This is a genomic window from Streptomyces sp. AC627_RSS907 (genome assembly GCF_019049165.1).
Map to the genome: position 1 here is coordinate 17,743 of NZ_JAGMUE010000152.1, position 19,836 is coordinate 37,578.

Annotated in this window: 19 protein-coding genes and 1 pseudogene; 8 read left to right on the forward strand and 12 right to left on the reverse strand. The window is 72.0% G+C overall.

Features of this window, described 5'->3' with window-relative positions; all coding sequences use genetic code 11:
- Positions 1-232 precede the first annotated feature (232 nt).
- On the reverse strand, positions 233-982 hold the full coding sequence (locus KUM32_RS28780) for an SDR family NAD(P)-dependent oxidoreductase (RefSeq protein WP_217144893.1): 750 nt from the start codon (positions 980-982) through the stop codon (positions 233-235).
- Between the two features lie 128 nt (positions 983-1,110).
- Between KUM32_RS28780 and KUM32_RS28785 the strand changes: the two genes are divergently transcribed.
- Positions 1,111-1,545 carry an Rrf2 family transcriptional regulator gene (locus tag KUM32_RS28785; RefSeq protein WP_217144894.1) on the forward strand — a complete coding sequence of 145 codons (435 nt, stop codon included), beginning with the start codon at positions 1,111-1,113 and terminating at the stop codon, positions 1,543-1,545.
- 168 nt (positions 1,546-1,713) lie between these two features.
- Here the strand turns inward: KUM32_RS28785 and KUM32_RS28790 are convergent, their stop codons facing one another.
- The gene (locus KUM32_RS28790) at positions 1,714-2,649 is read right to left on the reverse strand and encodes an oxidoreductase (protein WP_217144895.1); all 936 of its coding nucleotides are present in this window, start codon (positions 2,647-2,649) and stop codon (positions 1,714-1,716) included.
- Between the two features lie 82 nt (positions 2,650-2,731).
- On the opposite strand from KUM32_RS28790, the gene KUM32_RS28795 reads away from it, so the two are divergent.
- Positions 2,732-3,397, forward strand: coding sequence for a TetR family transcriptional regulator (locus KUM32_RS28795; protein ID WP_217144896.1), 666 nt, complete (start codon positions 2,732-2,734; stop codon positions 3,395-3,397).
- 31 nt (positions 3,398-3,428) lie between these two features.
- Here KUM32_RS28795 and KUM32_RS28800 read toward each other — a convergent pair whose 3' ends face one another.
- Positions 3,429-4,052: a TetR/AcrR family transcriptional regulator gene (locus tag KUM32_RS28800; RefSeq protein WP_217144897.1), complete on the reverse strand. Its 624-nt coding sequence runs from the start codon at positions 4,050-4,052 to the stop codon at positions 3,429-3,431.
- 103 nt (positions 4,053-4,155) lie between these two features.
- Between KUM32_RS28800 and KUM32_RS28805 the strand changes: the two genes are divergently transcribed.
- The gene (locus KUM32_RS28805) at positions 4,156-5,208 is read left to right on the forward strand and encodes an aldo/keto reductase (protein WP_217144898.1); all 1,053 of its coding nucleotides are present in this window, start codon (positions 4,156-4,158) and stop codon (positions 5,206-5,208) included.
- Between the two features lie 98 nt (positions 5,209-5,306).
- Entirely contained in the window at positions 5,307-6,119 is an 813-nt protein-coding gene (locus KUM32_RS28810) for a phytanoyl-CoA dioxygenase family protein (RefSeq protein ID WP_217144899.1), read from the forward strand.
- Between the two features lie 134 nt (positions 6,120-6,253).
- On the opposite strand, the gene KUM32_RS28815 is transcribed toward KUM32_RS28810, so the two are convergent.
- From KUM32_RS28815 to KUM32_RS28835, 5 genes are all read right to left on the reverse strand, one after another.
- The gene (locus KUM32_RS28815; RefSeq protein WP_217144900.1) at positions 6,254-6,787 is read right to left on the reverse strand and encodes a 2'-5' RNA ligase family protein; all 534 of its coding nucleotides are present in this window, start codon (positions 6,785-6,787) and stop codon (positions 6,254-6,256) included.
- A gap of 138 nt (positions 6,788-6,925) precedes the next feature.
- Positions 6,926-7,861, reverse strand: a complete 936-nt coding sequence (locus KUM32_RS28820) for a hypothetical protein (RefSeq protein WP_217144901.1) — start codon at positions 7,859-7,861, stop codon at positions 6,926-6,928.
- A gap of 235 nt (positions 7,862-8,096) precedes the next feature.
- Entirely contained in the window at positions 8,097-8,411 is a 315-nt protein-coding gene (locus KUM32_RS28825) for a hypothetical protein (protein WP_254406282.1), read from the reverse strand.
- A gap of 39 nt (positions 8,412-8,450) precedes the next feature.
- Positions 8,451-9,596: a DUF418 domain-containing protein gene (locus KUM32_RS28830; protein WP_217144902.1), complete on the reverse strand. Its 1,146-nt coding sequence runs from the start codon at positions 9,594-9,596 to the stop codon at positions 8,451-8,453.
- A 156-nt stretch (positions 9,597-9,752) separates the two neighbouring features.
- The gene (locus tag KUM32_RS28835; RefSeq protein WP_217144903.1) at positions 9,753-10,232 is read right to left on the reverse strand and encodes a hypothetical protein; all 480 of its coding nucleotides are present in this window, start codon (positions 10,230-10,232) and stop codon (positions 9,753-9,755) included.
- Between the two features lie 161 nt (positions 10,233-10,393).
- Here KUM32_RS28835 and KUM32_RS43920 point away from each other — a divergent pair, with 161 nt between their 5' ends.
- A complete protein-coding gene (locus tag KUM32_RS43920; protein WP_254406283.1) occupies positions 10,394-10,753 on the forward strand; it encodes a hypothetical protein in 360 nt (119 codons plus the stop codon).
- A gap of 107 nt (positions 10,754-10,860) precedes the next feature.
- Here the strand turns inward: KUM32_RS43920 and KUM32_RS28845 are convergent, their stop codons facing one another.
- From KUM32_RS28845 to KUM32_RS28860, 4 genes are all read right to left on the reverse strand, one after another.
- Positions 10,861-11,241, reverse strand: coding sequence for a GtrA family protein (locus KUM32_RS28845; protein WP_217144904.1), 381 nt, complete (start codon positions 11,239-11,241; stop codon positions 10,861-10,863).
- Positions 11,241-12,191 (reverse strand): glycosyltransferase family 2 protein, encoded by a 951-nt coding sequence (locus tag KUM32_RS28850; protein WP_217144905.1) that lies wholly within the window; start codon positions 12,189-12,191, stop codon positions 11,241-11,243. The genes KUM32_RS28845 and KUM32_RS28850 overlap by 1 nt, the downstream gene beginning before the upstream one ends.
- Positions 12,192-12,224: 33 nt before the next feature.
- Positions 12,225-15,023: a YfhO family protein gene (locus KUM32_RS28855; protein ID WP_217144906.1), complete on the reverse strand. Its 2,799-nt coding sequence runs from the start codon at positions 15,021-15,023 to the stop codon at positions 12,225-12,227.
- A gap of 696 nt (positions 15,024-15,719) precedes the next feature.
- Positions 15,720-16,181: an SRPBCC family protein gene (locus KUM32_RS28860; protein WP_217144907.1), complete on the reverse strand. Its 462-nt coding sequence runs from the start codon at positions 16,179-16,181 to the stop codon at positions 15,720-15,722.
- Positions 16,182-16,393: 212 nt separating this feature from the next.
- On the opposite strand from KUM32_RS28860, the pseudogene KUM32_RS28865 reads away from it, so the two are divergent.
- The 3 genes and pseudogenes from KUM32_RS28865 to KUM32_RS28875 all read left to right on the forward strand — a co-directional run.
- Positions 16,394-16,850, forward strand: a pseudogene (locus KUM32_RS28865) (MFS transporter); the annotation flags it as partial.
- Positions 16,851-17,206: 356 nt separating this feature from the next.
- Positions 17,207-19,120, forward strand: a complete 1,914-nt coding sequence (locus tag KUM32_RS28870; protein ID WP_217144908.1) for a hypothetical protein — start codon at positions 17,207-17,209, stop codon at positions 19,118-19,120.
- Positions 19,104-19,826 carry a DUF6250 domain-containing protein gene (locus tag KUM32_RS28875; RefSeq protein ID WP_217144909.1) on the forward strand — a complete coding sequence of 241 codons (723 nt, stop codon included), beginning with the start codon at positions 19,104-19,106 and terminating at the stop codon, positions 19,824-19,826. The genes KUM32_RS28870 and KUM32_RS28875 overlap by 17 nt, the downstream gene beginning before the upstream one ends.
- Positions 19,827-19,836: the final 10 nt, after the last annotated feature.

Consider the following 19,836-nt stretch of genomic DNA (forward strand, 5'->3'; position numbering starts at 1 on the left):
GACGAGTCGCCTGCGCGTCACGACCACCTTCCTACCGGATCCGCTGTCCGGGCGGACCCGGATCGACAAGATGGTCCCGGCATCACACAGGCCCTGGCGGTGTTTGCCCGGGCCCTTGACGTCCGTCGCAGCTCACCGCGCCCAGCCTTCGAGCCGTACGCCTTGTCGTGGGCCGCCGGCGGTGCGCCCCGACGGCGCGATGTCCTTCGGGGCGCGCGCCAGGGGTACGGATTCAGGCGTTGTAGCCGCCGTGGGCGTCCAGCACCGCGCCCGTGACGTACGACGCGGCGGGGCTCGCCAGGAAGGCGATCGCCGCGGCGATCTCGTCGGGGTGCCCCATGCGTTGCAGGGACAGCGAGCTGACCAGGGCATCGAGGGTCTCGGGGTCCGGCGGTTGCATGCCGCCCTCCATCAGTCCGGCCTCCACGACGTTGGCCGTGATGTTCCGGGGCCCGAGGTCGCGTGCGGCGCCCATGGTGTACCTCTCGATGCCGGACTTGGTCGCCGAGTAGTCGGCAAGGCCGGGGGTGCCGACCCGGGAGCCCAGTCCGGAACTCACCGTGATGATGCGGCCGCCCGTGCGCAGCACTCGGGAGGCGGCCCGGATGACGGCGATCACGCCGAGGTAGTTGGTGGCGTGCATCCGGTCCAGTGCGGCGGTGTCGGCGTCCGGGTCGTCCACCGTGCCGGCCACGGAGATCGCCGCGTTGTTGACGAGGATGTCCAGGCCGCCGAAGTGCGCGACCACGTCGTCGATCAGCGCCGGCGCCCGGCTCGTGTCCGCCTGGTCGGACTGGAAGGCGACGGCCTTGGCTCCCCTGCCGTGCACCTCGTCGACGACGGCCCGCGCCTGCTTCTCGGAGCTGACGTAGGTGAAGGCGACGTCGGCGCCCTGCTCGGCCAGCAGCCGTACGGTCGCGGCTCCCAGCCCGCGCGAACCCCCGGTGACCAGGGCGACCTTGCCCCTGAGTGGCTTGCTCATTCTTCTCACCTCGTTGATTGACCCTTTCCGGCAGTCGCAACATTAGTTGTTACGACAGATTGTCGCAACCGTCTCTGTTACGACTGCGCTGTCGTAACATGAAGCGTTGCGGCCGAGAGGAGGAGTCCGTGAGTGCCAACAGCAGGCTGACCATCGCCGCCCACGCGCTGGCCTGGATCGGCCTCTACCAGCGCCAGGGCCACGAGGTCGCCACCTCCGAGCAGATCGCGACCAGCGCGAACACCAACCCCGTGGTGATCAGACGGCTGCTCGGCGAGCTGCGCAGGGCCGGGCTCGTGGAGTCCCGGCGGGGCGTGGGCGCGGGCTGGTCGCTGGCGCGCGAGCTGGAGTCGATGACCCTGCTCGACGTGTACGAGGCAGTGGAACCCGGCCCGCTGTTCGCGATGCACCGCACCACGCCGGACCAGGAATGCGTGGTGGGTCACGGCATCCAGCCGGTGATGCAGAGCGTCTACGACGGCATCGAGGAGACCCTGAGACAGGAGCTGGCCCGCGTCACGCTCGCGAACGTACTCCGGGACGTACTCGCGGCACCTCGCTAGCCTCGCAACCGCCTCTTGCGCGCCTCGGGCCCGAGGTCTGTCCGGCGCCATCGGTCCCGGACCGTTCGCATCACTCGGGCCCGCTGCCTACTGCCGGCATCGATGGTCATGTGCCGTCGGTTCTGGGTTCTCGGTTCTCGGTTCTCGTGAGCAGGGCCACTTCGCGGCTCAGGCGGCGGCCGGAAGCGCGAAGCGCACGCCGGTCAGCGGCTCGGACAGTTGCCACAGCCGGCTGCCGGTTTCCGGATCGGCGGCCCGCGGTGCCAGCTGCACCCGCTTGGGCGCCCCGCGCAGTTCCCCCGTACCGTCAGGCCCGAACAGCTCGCCGCCGCGTACGTCGGGCGCGGTCGCCGCGTACAGCTGAGGCAGCGCGCCCTGGTCCGGGGACTGGGCGAGCGGCACCAGGAGGCGGCCGAAGAGCAGCTTCACCATCCCGACGGGGGCGCTGGTCTGCAGGTTGGTGGAGGTGTAGCCGGGGTGGGCCAGGATGCTGCGGACCGGGCTGCCCGCCGCCGTCAGCCGCCGGTGCAGCTCCCAGCCGAAGACGGCGTTGGCGAGCTTCGACTGGTTGTAGTAGCCCATCGGTGAGTACTTCTGTTCGCCCGTCAGGTCGTCGAAGAAGATCTTCGCCTGACGGTGGTTGGCCGACGTCACCGTGACCACGCGGGGGTCCTTGCCCTCTGCCATCCGACCGAGCAGCAGGCCGGTGAGGGCGAAGTGGCCGAGGTGGTTGGCGGCGAACTGCACCTCCACGCCCTGCCCGGTGAGTGTGCGGGGCGGGGCCATCACGCCGGCGTTGTTGACGAGCACGTCGGGCCGCACGCCGTCGGACTTCAGCCGGTCGGCGAACATGCGGACCGACTCCATGTCGGAAAGCTCCAGTCGGCGCACCTCCAGGCGTGCGCCCGGCAGTTCGGCCGTCAGGTCCGCTACGGCCCTGCGGCCCTTCTCCTCGTCGCGTACGGCGAGGATCACTCGGGCGCCCCTGCGGGCGAGGGCGCGGGTGGTCGCCAGGCCAAGGCCGCTGTTCGCCCCGGTGACGACGAACACCCGTCCGCTCTGGTCCGGGATCTGGTCGGCGCTCCAGCGTTTCTGACTCGTCATATGACTCACCGTGCCCGACGTGGCATCGAGTGTCAAGAGTGACACCTCAGGACAGCAACGGCACGTTGCATACGATGGGCGCATGACTTCCCGCCCCGCAGAGACCCTGGCCCAGCGCAAACGTCAGCTCGTCGCGGACGAGCTGACACGGGCCGCGCTGAACTTGCTGGCACGCGAGGGCTTCGACACGGTGACGGTGGACGCGATCGCCGCCGCCGCGGGTATGTCCAAGCGGACGTTCTTCCGGTACTTCTCCTCCAAGGAGGACGTGGTCGTCCAGTTCCTGGCCGAGATGGGTACCGGCATGCGGAACGAGCTCGCCGGGCGCCCGGCGCAGGAGCCGCCGTCGGCCGCCCTGCGGCACGCCGTGTGGTGCTCCATCGACGCCTGTGCGGGGCATGCGGACCGGGCGCTGCCCGTCGTTCAGCTGATCCTGGGGACACCGGCCCTGCACGCACGTTTCCTGGAGCACCAGGCGCAGTGGCGGGACGCGTTGGCGGTGACCGTGGCCCGTCGGCTCGGCATCGAGCCCGCGGAGGAGCTGTATCCGCAGATGGCCGCGGGGATGGCGCTGACGGCCTTCCACACCGTGTTGCAGCGCTGGAGCGAGAGCAACGGTGCCGCGGATCCGGCCGCACTGACCGACCGGGCCTTCGCCGTCATCGCGCCGGCCCTGGACACCGTCCCGGGGCGCGGGGCAGCCGGTGGTGGCCCGGCACCCGCTGATGCGGGCCCGGCACCCGCTTGACGGGCGTCCCGGACGAGGTGTCCGGTCAGGCTCAGTCTTTGCCGTTCCGCAGGTACGCTCCCGCGCGTGCCGCGGCCGCTGCGGCTTCGGCGGCCTGGTCCGCGGCGGCTTCGTCCAGGCAGGCCCCGCTGGTCAGGAGGCGGTAGTAGAGGGGAGCGGAGACAGCGCGGATCACCTCGTGGGCATCGGTACCCTCGGGGACCTCGCCCCGGTCGATGGCCTGCTGGACACAGGGTGCCCACTCCTTGACGCGGATGTCGTAGAAACGGTGCAGGGCCTCGGCTGTCTTCGCCTCGCAGGTGGCGGCGGCGATCACTGCCTTGAACAGCGCTCCTTGCCGCGGGTCGGCCAAGGTGCGCTGCACGAGCCGGGCGTTGGCCTGGAGATCACCGAGCAGCGAGCCGGTCTCGGTACGCGGCAGTGACTGCTCGGCCATGTCCAGCAGCACATCGGCCACCAGGCTGGTGACCGTTCCCCAGCGGCGGTAGACGGTGGTCTTGCCCACCTCGGCACGGCGCGCGATGTCGGCGAGGTCCAACTGGGCAAAGCCATGCTCCGCCAACGCGTCTTCAGCCGCCCGCAGCACAGACGCCCGCACCCGTGCCGTGCGCCCACCAGGACGGACAGTCCCCGGATCCGCACCCTCAAGACTCATAACGGGACTCCAGTTCCCTTAATCACTCACACCTGCTACGTTGAGGCACACACTAACGGAACTACAGAACCATTAGCCAGATCAGGCGACGAGAGGAACAGCTATGGAATACAGGCGGCTGGGCGCATCCGGCCTCAAGGTCCCCGCGCTGAGCTTCGGTGCCGGCACCTTCGGCGGCCAAGGACCGCTGTTCGGTGCCTGGGGCAACACCGACGCGCGAGAAGCACGCCGTCTCGTGGACATCTGCCTCGACGCCGGGATCACGATGTTCGACACCGCCGACGTCTATTCCAGCGGGGCCTCCGAGGAGGTGCTGGGCGAAGCGATCAAAGGCCGCAGGGACCAGGTGATCGTGTCCACCAAGACCGGCCTGCCGATGGGCGACGGCCCCGGCGATGCGGGTACCTCTCGCTCACGCCTGATCACCGCATGCGAGGACGCCCTGCGCCGGCTCGGCACCGACTACATCGACCTGTTCCAGCTGCACGCCTTTGACGCCGGCGCGCCGATCGAGGAAGTCCTGTCCACGCTCGACGATCTCGTACGGGCAGGGAAGGTCCGCTACCTCGGCATCTCCAACTTCTCCGGCTGGCAGGCGATGAAGTCCCTCGCGAGCGCGGAGAGATACGGCCACCCGCGCTATGTCGCACATCAGGTCTACTACTCACTCATCGGCCGCGACTACGAATGGGAGCTGATGCCCCTCGGGCTCGATCAGGGCCTCGGAGCCCTCGTGTGGAGCCCGCTCGGCTGGGGACGGCTCACCGGCAAAGTCCGCCGCGGCCAGACGCTCCCGGCCAACAGCCGACTGCACCACACCGCGGACTACGGCCCGCCCGTCGAGGACGAACATCTCTACCGCGTGGTCGACGCCCTCGACGAGATCGCGCAGGAGACCGGCAAAAGCATTCCGCAGATCGCCCTCAACTGGCTGCTCCAGCGACCGACCGTCTCCTCCGTCATCATCGGTGCCCGCGACGAGAACCAGCTTCGCCAGAACCTCGGTGCCGTCGGCTGGTCGCTCACGCCCGACCAGGTGGCGAAACTCGACGCGGCGAGCGCCAGGACAGCGCCCTACCCGTACTTCCCCTACCAGCGCCAGGAAGGCTTCGCCCGCCTCAACCCACCAGTTGTCGCAGCTCCGCCTGCCGCGTGAACGGCGTGACCGGGAACCACACGCCCAGCCTCGTGCCCGACAAAGGCGGTGCGGGGAATGTCGGGTGATCGGCACCGGTGTCGCCGCACGATGGGGGCATGGACGACACGACCCTGGTAACCCGTTTCCTCCGCGACGGCTTCGTGAAGGTGGAGGGCGCCGTCGCGCCGCGCGTGGCCGCGGACTGCGCACGGCTGCTGTGGCGGGAGACGGGCTGCGCCCCGGACGACCCTTCGACGTGGACACGGCCCGTGCACTGGGTGGGCGGCATGGCGCAGGGACCGTTCGCCGCCGCACCCAACTCCCCGTCCCTGCACCACGCGTACGACCTGCTCGTCGGCGCGGGACGCTGGGAGCCGCGCTACTCGCTGGGGACGTTCCCGCTGCGTTTCCCGCACGAGGAGGAGCCGGCAGACACGGGCTGGCACATCGAGGGGAGCTATCTTCCGGAGGGCGAGAGCTGGTACTTCACGAATCTGCGTTCGCGGGGCCGGGCGCTGCTGATGCTGTTCCTGTTCAGCGAGGTCGGTGAGGAGGACGCCCCGACCCGGATCCGGGTCGGCTCACACCTCGACGTGCCGAAGGTGCTGGAGAAGTACGGGGAGGACGGGGCGAGCGGACTGACCCTCGCCCCCGACCTGGTGGCGGCCTCCGACCACCGGCCGGTCGCCCTCGCCACCGGGTCCCCGGGCGACGTCTTCCTGTGCCATCCGTTCCTGGTGCACGCGGCGCAACCGCACCACGGGGTGCGGCCGCGTTTCATGGCCCAGCCGCCGCTGCTGCCGGCCGTGCCGTACGAACTGGAGCGGGCCGACGGCGCGTACTCACCCGTGGAGATCGCGATCCGCCGGGGCCTGGGACAGGACACTCCCGGTCCGGACGGGAACGGCACCGACGCCGACGCCGGATAGACGTGCTCCCGGCCATCACCGGCAAGGCGACCGCGACGAGGAAAGAGGAAAGGGGAAGAAGGCCGGGCGTGCTGGAGGGGTCGGACCAGGCGGGGGCACATCGGGGCGCCGGCCGGCCGGTGTCCGGGGGCGTATCAGGGGCGGGGCTCCAGCACCTCCAGGGCGCCGGTTTCCGTGTCGTAACTGCGCAGGATGGTGAGCCGGGCCGTCAGCGGTGGCGCCGGCAGCAGTTCGGGGACGCGCCGGCCGGCGAAGGCACCGGCCCGCCGGGTGCGGCCGAGGGTGATGTGTGGGCTCCAGCGCCCGGGTGCGTGAAAGGGGCTGAGGGTCGCGGGCGGGCTGTCGGAGGCCACCGCCTCCCACACCCGGCGGTGCACGCCCGCCAGCGTGGGGTCGCAGTCCAGCGCCCAGGCCAGCACCGAGGTGGGCCGCTCGAAGCGGACCACGCCGGTGAACCGCACCGGCAGCGGCAGGGCGGCGGCCACCTCGGCGAGCTCCCAGCGGATCGGGGCGGTCAGCTCCGGACAGGCGGCCAGGGTCAGATGCGGCCTGTTGGTCGGCGAACGCCGCCGCGCCTGACTGGGCAGCCCCGCGTCCGCGAGCCGCCGCCAGGCCTCCCGAACCGCCAGTTCCGCCGCCTCGTCCAACAGAAGCTCGACCGTACGCACCGCCGCAGCCTACCGGCGAAGCCAGGACACGTCAGAAGTCTCCGGCTCGGCGACGGGGGCGGGGGACAGAGCGGGACAGGACAGCAAGCGTGGAAGGACCCTCTGGTCCGGCCTGGGTCCCCCCTCCGGAGCAGCGGCCTAATAGCCGCCGCCGAAGCCACAGCTGAAGCCGCCGCCGTGTCCGCTGCCGAAGTCCCCGCCGATGCCGCCGTAGTCGCTGCCCGAGTGGCCGTGGCCGTGTCCGTGGCCCGGGCCGGGCGAGGGCGGGGGAAGCTCACCGGGTGACCGCCAGCGGTGGCTGGTGACCTCGGCCCACCATTGCCCGAACTGCACCGGGTCCTCCGGTGTCGAGCATTCGCTGACCACCCTCTTGCGGGCTGCCTTCTCCCACTGGACGGAGGTGAGCCCCTCCCCTTGTCCGAGTTCCTCCAGTTCGCTCGCCAGCGCGTACGCGTCCAGGGGGTCCGAAGACCGTCTTGAGGCGGTCGGCAGCGGCTGTGCGGGGCGCACGTCGTGACGGTGGACGAGAGCGGTCGTGCCGTCCCCGCCGATCAGCAGCCAGCCCCAGATCGCCCGGCTCGCCAGCGCGTGGCAGCGTTCCGCGCGCGCCAGTCTCACCCGCTCCCGCTCCTTCCTCTCGGCCTCCTCCGCCGCCCAGCGGCGCTTGCGTTCCTCCTGCTCCCGGCGGGACTCCTCCTTCGCGAGGGCGAGACGGCGCCTGATCTCCGCCCGCACCGGCGCATAGCGCTCCTCGGCCGCGGCCAGGACGTCCCGGAAGCGTTCCGCGGCGCGCTCCTTCCGCCGCCGTGCCCCGGGCAGGTGACGGCCCACGCCCCGTCGGGTGACGGCCTGATACGCGTCCTCCGCCTCGCGCACCGAGCGGCGGAACAACTCGCCCGCCGCCCGCCACTCGTCGCGTTCGGCCGCGGTACCCCGGACGGCGTTCCAGCCGAGCATGCCGCCTTGCCGGGCTCCGACCGGGTGGAACGAGTATCCGGTCCGCCCCAGTGGCTCCGGGTAGCACCTCATCTCCCCCACTTCGATCACGATCTGCCGTTCCTGCTCACCAGCCATGGCCGACCACCCCCGTCGTCCAGCATCCACCCGCCCGCGCGCTCGGGGAACCGCGCGGGCCGCACCGGTTGTGTGTACGTATCCCGGCGAGGGAGCCGATGCCCGCCGGGGTGCTGATGTTCGCTCCTGAGGGTTGAGAGGTGGTCGGCCTGCCGTGTTCCGGCGGGAGATCAGGCGGCGCGCCTTCGCAGCCGGGACGCGTTCGCCGCCGCCCACTCGGCAGGCCTCACCGCGGTCAGGGCGGGCGCGGCCTGGCGTGCGGCCTCCGGCTTGGCACACGGCCCTCCTGGCCGGGGTGGACGGCCTGGACGCCGGTGCCGGCGTACGCCTTGGGAGCCGGCGTGAGGAGGAACCGTCCGGCGGGGTGGGCGGCCGACGGCCGGGCGGCGGGGATGGCGTGGACGGCGGCCCAGGAGTACCCGAACCGCAGCAGCTCGGTGGCGGTGACCGCGGCGTCGGTGTCGAACGCCTCGATCCGGACGAATCGCAGCCCCTTGATGGAGCCCGGCGGTCCGGGCCGCTCGGCGTCACCGGTGGTCAGCGGCAGCACCGGCGCCCGCGCGAGGGTGCCGGGCCCGCGGCCCGCGGCTCAGGCCGGTCGTCGGTAGGTGACACGGCGGACCAGCAGTTCGAAGGGGCCACGCTGTCCTGCTCGGTGCATGCGCTGGGCCAGCAGCACGGTCCCGGTCCAGGTGGCGAGGGCCAGGAGCGCCGTGGTGGTGACGGTCAGGGTCTCGGAGAGGTCGAGCAGGAAGGGCGTGAAGACCAGTGCCCAGACCACCGACTGCGCCAGATAGCAGGTCATCGACCGCTGCCCGACGGCGGCGATCGCGCTCACCACCGTTCCCCGTCGGAGTTCGAGACGACGCGCGAGCGGTGACACCAGTGCCGCGTACCCGAAGCCACCCACGAGGCCCGTCGAGTCGTGCAGCGGGCCGATCAGCTCCAGTGTCGGTCGGCCCGGAACGGACGCGACGCCGGAGAGCATCAGCGAGATCGGCTGGGCGCCGAGTACGGCGGCGCCGATTCCGACCGATGCCACGACACGCAGCAGGGTTCGGTACCGCTCGGACCGCTCCAGGATCCGTCGACGTCCTGCCCACAGGCCGACCGCGAACGGGCACACGAACCCGAGAGGGCCGAGCAACGCGACCCACGGCGCCACCTGGACCCGCTCGGTGACCATCGTGAGCACGTCCGCGGGGAGCATCGAGCTGTCCGGCGGATCGACGCTGATGGTCGAGGAGTCGCCGCTCGGCAAGGAGACGAGCACGAAGAACAGCAGAGCGGTCAGCAGCAGCCAGCGGTCCTTCCAGCGGACCATCCATGCGCCCACGAACAGCAGCACCCCGTATGCCGCCAGGATGTCACCGACGTAGAGCAGTACCGCGTGCAGGGAACCGACGACGACCAGCACCAGGCTGCGCCACCACAGCAGCCGGCGCACCGACCGCGGCTTCCGGGGCTCCTGCCGACGCACGATGTGGGCGACGCCGTATCCGAACAGCAGCCCGAACATCGGGAACGCCCGACCGTCGACGAAGGTCGAGATCAGCCAGATCACGATCGAGTCCATGGTCGAGCCGTCCTGTGGATAGCCACCGAGCACCGCCGGGCCCCGAAGGAAATAGTGCGAGTTGGCCAGCGCGATGAACAGCAGCATGAAGCCCCGCGCCAGGTCAGGCGCGAGGGCACGCGTTGCGACAGTGGTCGGTCCGGATACCTGGGTCGTCATCCCACCAGTCAACGGCGCGCACCGGACGGGGACATCGGCCGAAAGTCGAGCACCTCGTGACTTTCGTCCATGCCGGTCCCGGGGGCGTCTCACAGGACCGACCGTGGTGCGGTAGTGAAGGGTGGCTCCGCAAGCGCGGCATCCGCCACCGGTCAGTCAGTGTGAGGCTCCGACACCGCTGACCCAGACGTCGAAGGGCCTGGTCTCCGGCTCGGTCCCGGTCTGCGCCGAGAGGCTCTGCGCGTCGTACCGGTCCGACCAGGCGACGAGGCCCGGCTCGCCGGCGGCCAGGAATCCCTCGACGATCCGACCGAGGTCCTCGCACGCCACAGAGGTACCGCCGAACGGCAACGCGTCCGGGGGCACGGAACCGGTCGAGCACCGGAGCTGCCCCGCCTGTTCGTCGTGCCACACGTAGAACGTCGCCGCCCCGGAAAAGCCCAGATCACGGATCCTTTCCCGGATGGCGGCAGCAGTCCGCTCGAAGGCAGCCACCACCTCGGCGACGGACAACGACCTCCTGTCCTCGTCAGCCGCACCCAGCGACCACGTGTTGGTCTCCCACTCCACCCGCCGGTCAGCCGGCTCCAGCACCAGGGGCTCGTCCGCCACCTCAGCGATCCACGTCAACAGCACGACAGGAGTATGCCCGCACAACCGGGCCCGGGGACCGCCGTATCCCGACCGGCCGTGAGCCGGCGCGGAAGGGGCGCGGCGTCGTGGCCGGCCGGGGAAGGCTCCACCACCGCTACGAGCACGGAGCCGGGCACTTCGGCGAACGCCTCTATGGTCCTTGCGTGTTCGAGACGATTCGGTGGCGTTGCCACGTACGCACCCATGACCGCCGCGGGGCCGAGCGCGTGGTCGGCCGGCTCGCGGCCCGGCTGGACAGGACCATTCGGTTCGAGACATACGAGCGGTACGGGAAGTACCCCGAGCTCGCCGAGGTGCGCCTGACTTCGCCACTCGAAACGGTCAGCCCGGAGGCCACGCTCCTCACCGTCCTTCACAGCGCGTGGCGGATCGCGACGCCCTGGGTTCTCGGAGCCCCGGGGACGGATGGCGAGTTCGACGGAATCGCCGCGGCGAACACCGGCTCCCGCTTCACCGTCCCAGGAATCGAGTGGATGGAGTTCTACGTCACCGACCGGCGGTGACACCCCGGCTCGTCGGCGGCCGCCGAGCGGTGCGTCGCCCGGCGCCGCCGCTGCCTCCCTGCCTCAGGCGGCCAGGACGCCGTGGTGACGGGCGTCGGCGTTCCTGGTCACAGCATGATCCGGCGGGAGATCACGAAGGTCACCGGGATCGCCGCCGCGGAGGCGATCAGGGGGGCGAACCGGCTCCCGGCCTGCAGCACGTCGACGATCACGTACACGCCGGCCGTGGTGATCACGAAGTTGGCGGCGTTCGTCAGCGGGAACAGCAGGAATTTCCGCCAGGTCGGCCGGGTCCGGTAGGTGAAGCGCGCGTTCAGGAAGAAGGACCCGGCCATGCTGAGCAGGAAGGCGAGAACATGCGCGAGGAGGTAGGGCAAGCGCATGAGGAACAACAGGTAAAGCCCGTAGTACGTACCGGTGTTGACGACGCCGACCAGGGCGAAGGTCGCCATCTGTCTCGGCATCGGACGGTTCATGACAGTAAGCATCAGGGAATGAGGTCTTTCGTCCGTTCCACGTTGGTCGCCTTCACCAGGAAGTGCGGGCGTCCCTTGACCTCGTAGTAGATCCGGCCGGTGTACTCCCCGATGACGCCCAGCATCACCATCTGCACCCCCGCGAGCGCGGTGACGACGGTGATGATGGTGACATACCCGGGTGTCTCCACGCCGTTGACAAGTGCGGCGCCCACGATCCAGGCCGTGTAGAGCCCGGCACACGTCAGCAGGGCCATGCCGAGGTGGAGGGCGGCGCGCAGCGGCCTGTTGTTGAACGACAGCAGCCCGTCGAGCCCGTAGTTGAGCAGGGACTTCAGGGTCCAGGAGCTGCGGCCGTGCTCGCGTACGGCGTTCTCGTACTCGAAGGTGGTGCTGGGGAACCCGACCCACGCGAACAGGCCCTTGGAGAAGCGGTTGTACTCGGTCAGGGCCAGCACCGCGTCCACCACGCGTCGTGACAGCAGCCGGAAGTCGCCCACGCCGTCGATGAGTTCGACGTCGACGAGCCGGTTGACCAGCCGGTAGTACAGGCGGGCGGTGAGGGTGCGGGTGAAGCGGTCGCCGCGTCGGCTGCGCCGGGCGAGGACCTGGTCGTAGCCCTGCCCGTGCAGCTCGACCATGCGTCCGATCAGCTCCGGCGGGTGCTGGAGGTCGGCGTCCATGACCACCACCGAGTCGCCGGTGGCGTGGCGCAGACCGGCGAGGAGGGCGGCCTCCTTGCCGAAGTTGCGGCTGAAGGAGACGTAGCGGACGCGCGGGTCGCGGTCGGCGAGCTGTTCCAGGAGGGGGAGCGTCCGGTCGCGGCTGCCGTCGTCGACGTAGACGAACTCTATGTCGTGGCCGAGCGGCAGCAGGTCGTCGGCGACCTTCTGCACGGCGGCGTGGAAGCGTTCGATGACGTCTTCCTCGTTGTAGCAGGGGGCGACGATCGAGATGAGCATGGTTGTCTCCGGGGCGCGGGTCAGAGGGCGCGGTCAGAGGGTGCTGGTGGTGCGCTCGCGCGGCTGCGTGGCGGTGCGGAGCGCGGGGCGGTGTGCGTGCCGCCGTCCGCGGACGGCGGTGACGATGCCGAGCAGGACGAGGGTCAGGAGCGAGACGCCCCCGACGGCCGCGCCCAGTCGCAGGCCGGGCGGGTGGAAGGTGCAGGTGACGCTGGTCGCGGAACCGTCCAGGGGGACGGCGACCAGGCCGTAGTGCGTCTGGGCGGGCTCGGCCGGGGCTCCGCCCGCGGCGCACCGCCAGCCGGCGATCCGGGGGACGGCGAGCACGGCGGTGCCCTTGCTGCCGGCCGGGAGCTGGGCCCGGACGGTGCCGTCGGAGACGGTCACCTCTCCGGCGCCCGTGGCCTTGAGCCGCTGGACGGCGGTGCTCAGGCGCGCGGTGTCCAGGCAGCCGACCGCGCCGTCCGGGACGGTGCCGGCCCGGGTGGGCGACAGCTCGATCCGCACCCGGCCGGACGTCGGGGCCGTGCCGAGCCGCTGCATCGCGGCGATCTTGGCGGCGTCGGAGGTGAACCGGCCGGTCAGCGGGTGGGCCGGGGTGTCGGTGAGGCGGGCGGTGCCCGAGAAGTGCGGGGCCCAGAGGTAGACCTCGCTGCCGGCCGGGCACTGGGCCGCGATCGTCGGCCGGTGTGCGGCGGCCTTCCTGCGGGGGGCCTCGATCACCGCGCCCCCCCGGTCACCGCCCGCCCGGTCACCGCCCGCCCGGTCACCGGCCGCCCGGTCGGGCTGCCCGCCGTCGCCGGTGCGCACGGTCAGCGCGGGCACGGTGTAGACGCGGGTGCCCAGCAGCAGTTCCTGGTTGCGGTAGGGCGACGGCCCGAAGGCCGAGACGCCGGTGCGGGCGGTGGCCGCCGGGGACGGCCGGACCGTGACCAGCGGCGGTACGTCCTGCCGGGACACGGTCGCCGGACTGCGGTCGCGGGGGTTCCACCTCTGGTGCTGGTCCGGCGGGGAGTGCACCCGGGCGCCCACGGAGAAGATCGCGTCGGTGACGGAGTTGTCCAGGCTCTGCAGGTTCCGGCCGCGTGAGGTCCAGCCGCCGCCGAGGGCGGTGAGGGTACGGCTGAGGACGTCCGCGGTGAGGCTGCTGTAGTACTGGGCTCCCTGGCCGCCCACCATCATCGGGTCGTTGCCCACGGTCTGCTCACGGCCGGGGTCGGTGCGGTAGGCGGGCCAGCCGTCGGCCCTGGCTATGGCCTCCGCCTGACGCTCCTGCCGGTCCCCCCAGGAGGCGTAGTCGTCCATGTGGTTCAGCCGCAGCCGGGTGGCCACGGCGGCGGTGGCGGTGGCCTCGCCGAGCTGGGCGCCGACCAGGAGGGTGACGGCGAGCCCGGCGAGCGCGGTGCGGCGGCGCGCGGTCGTACCGCCGGCTGCGGCGCCCGCCTCGGCGACGCGGCCGTCCCCGGTCCCGGTGCCGTCCCCGGCGCCGGGACCGTCCGCAGCGGCGGGGGCGCTCTCGGCGTCGGGGCTTGTGGGCGCGGCGGGCCGGACGGCCTCCGCGCGGCGCAGCAGGAGCAGTCCCCCGAGGGCACCGGCGACGGCGAGGAGCAGCACCGGCCAGGCGTAGGAGTGCACCAGGGCGCTCCCGCCCGCGACGGCGGCGATGAGGGCGAACAGCCCGCTGGCCGCGGCCAGCGCGCGCCGGCCGGGCACGCCGTAGGACAGGGTGTGCCAGGCCGCGATCACCAGCAGCGCGCACAGCACGAACGTCTGGCGGTAGGGGCTGCCGTTGGGGGTGGAGAAGGCGTGCCAGGCCAGATGGGTCGGCGTCCACTGCATCGACAGCGTGACGGCGGCCACCAGCAGGCTCCATCCGGCGCGCACCCGTACGGGGGCCGCCCGGTGGAAGGGCAGGGCGAGGGCCAGCAGCAGCGCGGTGGTGCCGACGAAGAGCGCGGGGCTGCCGAAGCCGTACGTCGTGGGCAGCAGCCGGGCCAGCAGGTCCTCCGTGGCGACCGGCGCGAAGTGCGTGACCCGGCCCGGGTAGGCGTGCTTGGTGCCGAAGTAGATGACCGTGACCAGCGGTGCTGCCAGGCCGACGCCCAGGCCGACGGTGACCGCGGCCCGGCCGGTCGCCGCCAGGGCCCGGCGGCGCGGGAGTCCGGAGAGCCACAGCCGGAGCAGCAGGACGAGGCCGGCGCCGATGGTGGCCATGTACGCGGTGTAGAAGTTGGCGATCCAGGCGAGCGCCACGATCAGCACGCCGAGCAGCCGGCGCCGTCCGGTGAGCGCCCATTCGCCGACCAGGCACAGCAGGGGCAGGGCGATGAGGCCGTCGACCCACATCGGGTTGTACGAGGCGTCGGCGAGGGACCAGCCGCACAGGGCGTAGGCGGCGCCCAGCAGCCCCGCCGCCCACCAGCGGCCGGGGCGCAGCCTGAGCAGCAGCCAGGCCATGGCGGCGCCGGCGCACGCCGTCTTCAGGACGGTGACCGTATAGACGGCGAGGTCGATCTGGTCCCTCGGGAACAGGGCCACGAGCAGGGCGAACGGGCTGCTCAGATACGTCCCGATGTCGGGCAGGAAGCTGGAGCCGAACCCGGACTGCCAGTTGACGAGCAGGCCGCCGTCGGAGCGGCCGTGCAGCAGGTCCCACAGGTGGGCGTGGAACGGCACGTACTGGTTGCCCAGGTCGTTGACCGCGCGGGTGCGCGGGCCGAACGGATAGCTGCGGGCGACGGCGTCGGCCGCGCAGAACGCGGTGACGGTGATGGCCGCGGCGAGCAGTGCGGCGGCCTGTCGCGGTCTGCCGCGCAGGGTTGAGCGATCCATTCTCGGCGGGCCCCCAGGAATTCGTTGCGTACAGCGCCTCTTGTGGGGACGTCACTCCCTGCGCGCTTTGTTCGACCGATTAGACCGGGGGTATTCCCCCAGAGTTGTGTCATGGCCGGTGAACGGTGGGCGAATGGTGAATGACGAAATACGCGCGGGGCGCGTCGCAACAATTCGGGACGCACTCCGTCGACCGAAAGGAAAACGGAATGCGTCCCGTGAATGATGAAGGGGTTAACTGATACCCGGTCCTCGGCGGCGCCCGTCGCGCTGCCTCGAGGACGCCCTGGCCGGCGCCGGCGCTCCCGCCGCGTCGTCCGGTGAGCCTTCCCCGGGGTCCGGGCGTGCGGAACCCGCGGTCAGACGGTCAGTCCCGCGTCGCGTGCCGGAAGTGCCGCCTGCACTCGGCTGCTCACTCCCGACGCGGTCAGGATGCGGCTCACGTGTGCCTTGAAGGTGCCCGGCGGGTGTGGGGTACGCCGCCGCGGCCCCGTTCCGGCGCGTCCTGACGCCGGGCGGCCCCGCGGAGGCCGGCCTCGTCCTGCTCGCCGCGGGAGCCGCGCCCAAGTGGCGCCGAGGGGCGCGGACGGGGTCGGGCCGGCACCGTGATGGTGACACACGGTCGCGGCCGTCGGCGCCGGCGGCACCATGCGGTCACCGGCGCCGACAGCGACGCGCTTCGGGGGCGGGACGGGGTCACCCACCCGGCTTGATGCGCCCGCGCCAGGATCCGGACTCGCCGCCGCGGCCCTCGATGTACTCCTTGAAGCGCCGCATGTCGCCCTTCACCCGCCGGTCGACCACTCCCAGCATGTCACCGGCCTTCTCCGCGACGCCGGTGGGCTCGATGTCCATGACGAGCTCGACCCGGGTGTGCGTGTCGTCCAGGCGCTGGAAGCGGACCGTGCCCTTCTGCTTGGTGTCGCCCGTGGTGGTGCGCCATGTGATGCGCTCGTCGGGGAGCTGGTCGACGATCTCGGTGTCGAACTCGCGCTTCACCCCGCTGACCTTGGTGGTCCAGTGGTTGTGGCGGTCGTCGACCTGCCTGACCTCCTCGACCCCTTCCATGAACTGCGGGAATTCCTCGAACTGGGTCCACTGGTTGTAGGCGGTGTGCACCGGGACTTCGACTTCCACCGTTTCCTTGACCGTGCTCATCTGGGAACCTCCCTCTTTACGGATTCGTCGCGGCCGGGACCGGCGAACGGCGCCCGGCCTCGGCACGCTGAGGCGAGTACCCGAGGATCACGTGTCTAACGGCCGGTCAGCGCTCGGACGGGGGTGTTCTCGTCGGGGACGAAGGGGGTGCGCGAGACCCACGCCCCGGCGCGGGTCTCGCGCACCGGCGGCGGGGCGGGGTCGCGCACCGGATCATGACGATGACCCCCGTGCACATGCACGACCACGGTCAGTCACAGCACCGCCGCCTCCGGCCTCGTCATAGCCCTGCACGTCGGCGCGATGTACCTGCCCCCGCCCCTGACCGGAGCCCTCACCGACCGCTACGGACCCACCACGACGGCCGTCGCCTCCGGCCTGACCCTGCTGGCTGCCGGCGCCGCCGCCGCGCCCGCCGACTCCGTCCTCCTCCTCACCCTCGCCCTCGTCCTGCTCGGCATCGGCTGGAACCTCGGGCTCGTCAGCGGCACCACCCTCATCACCGACGCCGACCCCCTGGCCACGCGCGCCAAGACCCAGGGCATCGTCGACGTCGCCATCGCCATCGCCGGGGCCACCGGCGGCATGGCCTCCGGCGTCGTCGTCGCAGCGGGCAGCTACCCCTTGCTCGCCCTCACCGGCGCCGTCCTCGCTCTCGCCCTCCTCCCCCGGTCCTCGTCACCGCGCGGAAGCGCGCACCCCACGCGTGACGCGATGTGCCGCGCCGCGGCCGTCCGGCGGGGGCAGCGGCGTCACGCGTCGGGCGGCGTGTCCCAGGAGGGTGCCGGCCGCGGGGGCGCCGTCCTCGACGCAACCCGGCGTCGACGCCGAGAGGCGACCGTCGTGGACGGCACGCGCTCCGGCACGGGCCCCCTTCCGGACGTCGGCCTCCGAAGCGGTCGCACCGGCGTCCCCGCGGGCCCTTCGTGATCATTTCATTGCGGCCTTGTGGCAGGACGGTCCGGGCGGCGACCGGGACGGCAGAGTGAGGGCACGTGACACCGCCCTCGAAGGAGCTCCGTCCCATGAAGCCCACGCGCCGCCGAAGAACCGGTGCGACCGCAGCCGTCGTCCTGACCGCCCTGCTCGGCACGCACACCGCCGACGCCGCCACCACCGCGCAGCAGGCCCCCCGCCGGGTGACGGAGGACCTCGACCGCGGCCTGGTCGCGGTCCCCCTGGACGGGGGGACCTTCCTGAGCTGGCGGCTGCTCGGCACCGAGTACGCCCGCGAGGGCGACGGCATCGCCTTCAACGTCTACCGGAACGGGCGCAGGCTCAACCGCACGCCGGTCACCCGCTCGACGACGTACCGGGACGTCTCCGCGGGCGCGCGCAGGGGCACGTACACCGTGCGCGCCGTCGTCGACGGGCGGGAGGGCCGGCCGAGCCGTGCCGCGCTCCGACTCGCCGGCGGGTACGCCGAGATCCCGCTCGCCGCCGCCGACGGCTACACGGTGCAGCACGCCTGGCCGGGTGACCTGGACGGCGACGGGCGGTACGAACTCGTCGTCAGCCGGCTCTCCACGGACCGCACCGGGACCGATCTGCTGGAGGCGTACACGCTCACCGGCCGCCGGCTGTGGCGCGTCGACCTCGGGCCCAACTCGCTCGCCCGGGCGCCCGGCAACGGGGCCAACGACCCGGCCCCCGCGGCCGTCAGCGGCTCGACCGCCATCGGCGGCTACCGCAACGACGACAACGTGACCGTCTACGACCTCGACGGCGACGGCCGCGCCGAGGTGCTGCTGCACACCGCCGACGGCACCGCGTTCGCCGACGGGGCGAGCGTCGAAGCGGCGTCGCCCGCCGCCCAGTTCGTGTCCGTCGTGGACGGGCGCACCGGCAGGGAACGGGCCCGGCAGCCGGTGCCCGACGACTTCACCGCCGACGGCCCCTCCGGCGGCCACTTCGGCATCGCCTACCTGGACGGCTCCCGCCCCAGCCTGGTCACCAAGCTGGTCACCCGCGTCGGCGCCAAGCGCGGCGCCTTCCGCGTCCTGTTCCAGACCTGGGACTTCGACGGCACCGACCTCACCCGCCGCTGGAAGTACGTGGTGCCCGCCGGCAGCGGCGCGACCAGCTTCCACCAGCTCCGCACCGTCGACCTGGACGGCGACGGCCGGGACGAGATCGCCGACGGCAACTACGTCGTCGACGACGACGGCACCCTGCGCTACGTCGTCGACGGCGCCGGCCACGGCGACCGCTTCGCCATCGCCGACCTCGACCCCGCCCGCCCCGGCCTGGAGGGCTTCGCCGTCCAGCAGTCCGAGCTGGGCGTCCTCTCCCGTTTCCCCTGGTACTACTACGACGCGGCGACCGGTGAGCGCCTGGCGACCGGTACGCACCCGGCCGGCCCGGTGAGCGAGGCCGACCTGGACGTCGGCCGCGGCAACGCCGCCGACATCGACCCCGGGCACCCCGGCTACGAGTACTGGACGTCCACCGCCGACGTCACCCGGCCCGGCGCGGGCGTCTTCAACGTCCGGGACGGCAAGGTCGCCGCGACCACCCCGAGCGTCAACTTCCGCATCTGGTGGGACGGCGACCGGGCCGCCGAGCTCCTCGACTTCACCCACGTGGAGAAGTGGGACCCGTCGACGGGGACGAGCACGAAGCTCTTCGCCCCCTCCGGCGTGGTCTCCGGCGCCCGCAACGCGACCCCGTTCTACGGCGACCTGCTCGGCGACTGGCGCGAGGAGATCCTCGCCGAGACGGCCGACCACGGGGCGCTGCGCCTGTACACCACCACCGAGCCGACCTCCACGCGCCTCTACACCCTCGCGCAGAACCCCGCCTACCGGCTGGGCTGGACCGTGCGCGGCTATCTGCAGTCCACGTACACCGACTACTACCTCGGCACGGAGACCCGCCGGGTCCCGAGGCCCGCCCTCACCACCCCCGAAGGAGCCGGCTCCCATGACCACCACCCGTAGGACCTTCACCGCCCTGGCGGCAGGAGCGGCGCTGGCCGCCACCGTCCCCGCGGGCACCGCGCAGGCGGCGCCGCACCGCCGACGCGGACGTCTCCTCGCCCACGACGACTTCCGGCACGGCCTGCGCCGGTGGGCCGTCGAGCTGGAGGACGGCGGCAGCGTCACCGCCTCCCGGGGCACCCTGGAGATCGACGTGCCCGCCGGCGCCACCGTCTGGTTCAGGGAACGGCTGACCGGCCCGTACGTCCTGGAGTACACCGCGACGCCGGTCTCCGGGAGCGGCCCCGACGACCGGGTCTCGGATCTCAACAACTTCTGGAACGCCACCGACACGCGCTCCCCGCGCGACCTCTTCGCCACCCACCGGGACGGCACGCTGGCCGACTACGACCGGTTGCGGACGTACTACGTCGGCTACGGCGCCAACACCAACACCACCACCCGGCTGCGCCGTTACATCGGCGAGGCGGGCGTGCGCCCGCTGGTGCGCGACTACAGGGAACCCCTGCTCGTGCCCGACCGGCCGCACCACGTCCGGATCGTCTCCGACGGGCCGACGGTGCGCTGGTGGAACAACGGCCGCCTGGTCTTCGACTACCGGGACCCGGAGCCGTACACCGCCGGGCACTTCGCCTTCCGCACCACGTGGAGCCACTTCCGCATCACCGACTTCCGCGTGTGGCGGGTGGTGCCGGGCGCCCGCTGAGGGGCGTCCG

Bases quoted from the DNA above. Each gene is read 5' to 3' on its own strand.
- KUM32_RS28780 (WP_217144893.1), bottom strand. From the start codon at position 982: ATGAGCAAGCCACTCAGGGGCAAGGTCGCCCTGGTCACCGGGGGTTCG.
- KUM32_RS28790 (WP_217144895.1), bottom strand. From the start codon at position 2,649: ATGACGAGTCAGAAACGCTGGAGCGCCGACCAGATCCCGGACCAGAGC.
- KUM32_RS28795 (WP_217144896.1), top strand. From the start codon at position 2,732: ATGACTTCCCGCCCCGCAGAGACCCTGGCCCAGCGCAAACGTCAGCTC.
- KUM32_RS28800 (WP_217144897.1), bottom strand. From the start codon at position 4,052: ATGAGTCTTGAGGGTGCGGATCCGGGGACTGTCCGTCCTGGTGGGCGC.
- KUM32_RS28805 (WP_217144898.1), top strand. From the start codon at position 4,156: ATGGAATACAGGCGGCTGGGCGCATCCGGCCTCAAGGTCCCCGCGCTG.
- KUM32_RS28810 (WP_217144899.1), top strand. From the start codon at position 5,307: ATGGACGACACGACCCTGGTAACCCGTTTCCTCCGCGACGGCTTCGTG.
- KUM32_RS28820 (WP_217144901.1), bottom strand. From the start codon at position 7,861: ATGGCTGGTGAGCAGGAACGGCAGATCGTGATCGAAGTGGGGGAGATG.
- KUM32_RS28830 (WP_217144902.1), bottom strand. From the start codon at position 9,596: ATGACGACCCAGGTATCCGGACCGACCACTGTCGCAACGCGTGCCCTC.
- KUM32_RS28845 (WP_217144904.1), bottom strand. From the start codon at position 11,241: ATGCTTACTGTCATGAACCGTCCGATGCCGAGACAGATGGCGACCTTC.
- KUM32_RS28850 (WP_217144905.1), bottom strand. From the start codon at position 12,191: ATGCTCATCTCGATCGTCGCCCCCTGCTACAACGAGGAAGACGTCATC.
- KUM32_RS28855 (WP_217144906.1), bottom strand. From the start codon at position 15,023: ATGGATCGCTCAACCCTGCGCGGCAGACCGCGACAGGCCGCCGCACTG.
- KUM32_RS28860 (WP_217144907.1), bottom strand. From the start codon at position 16,181: ATGAGCACGGTCAAGGAAACGGTGGAAGTCGAAGTCCCGGTGCACACC.
- KUM32_RS28870 (WP_217144908.1), top strand. From the start codon at position 17,207: ATGAAGCCCACGCGCCGCCGAAGAACCGGTGCGACCGCAGCCGTCGTC.
- KUM32_RS28875 (WP_217144909.1), top strand. From the start codon at position 19,104: ATGACCACCACCCGTAGGACCTTCACCGCCCTGGCGGCAGGAGCGGCG.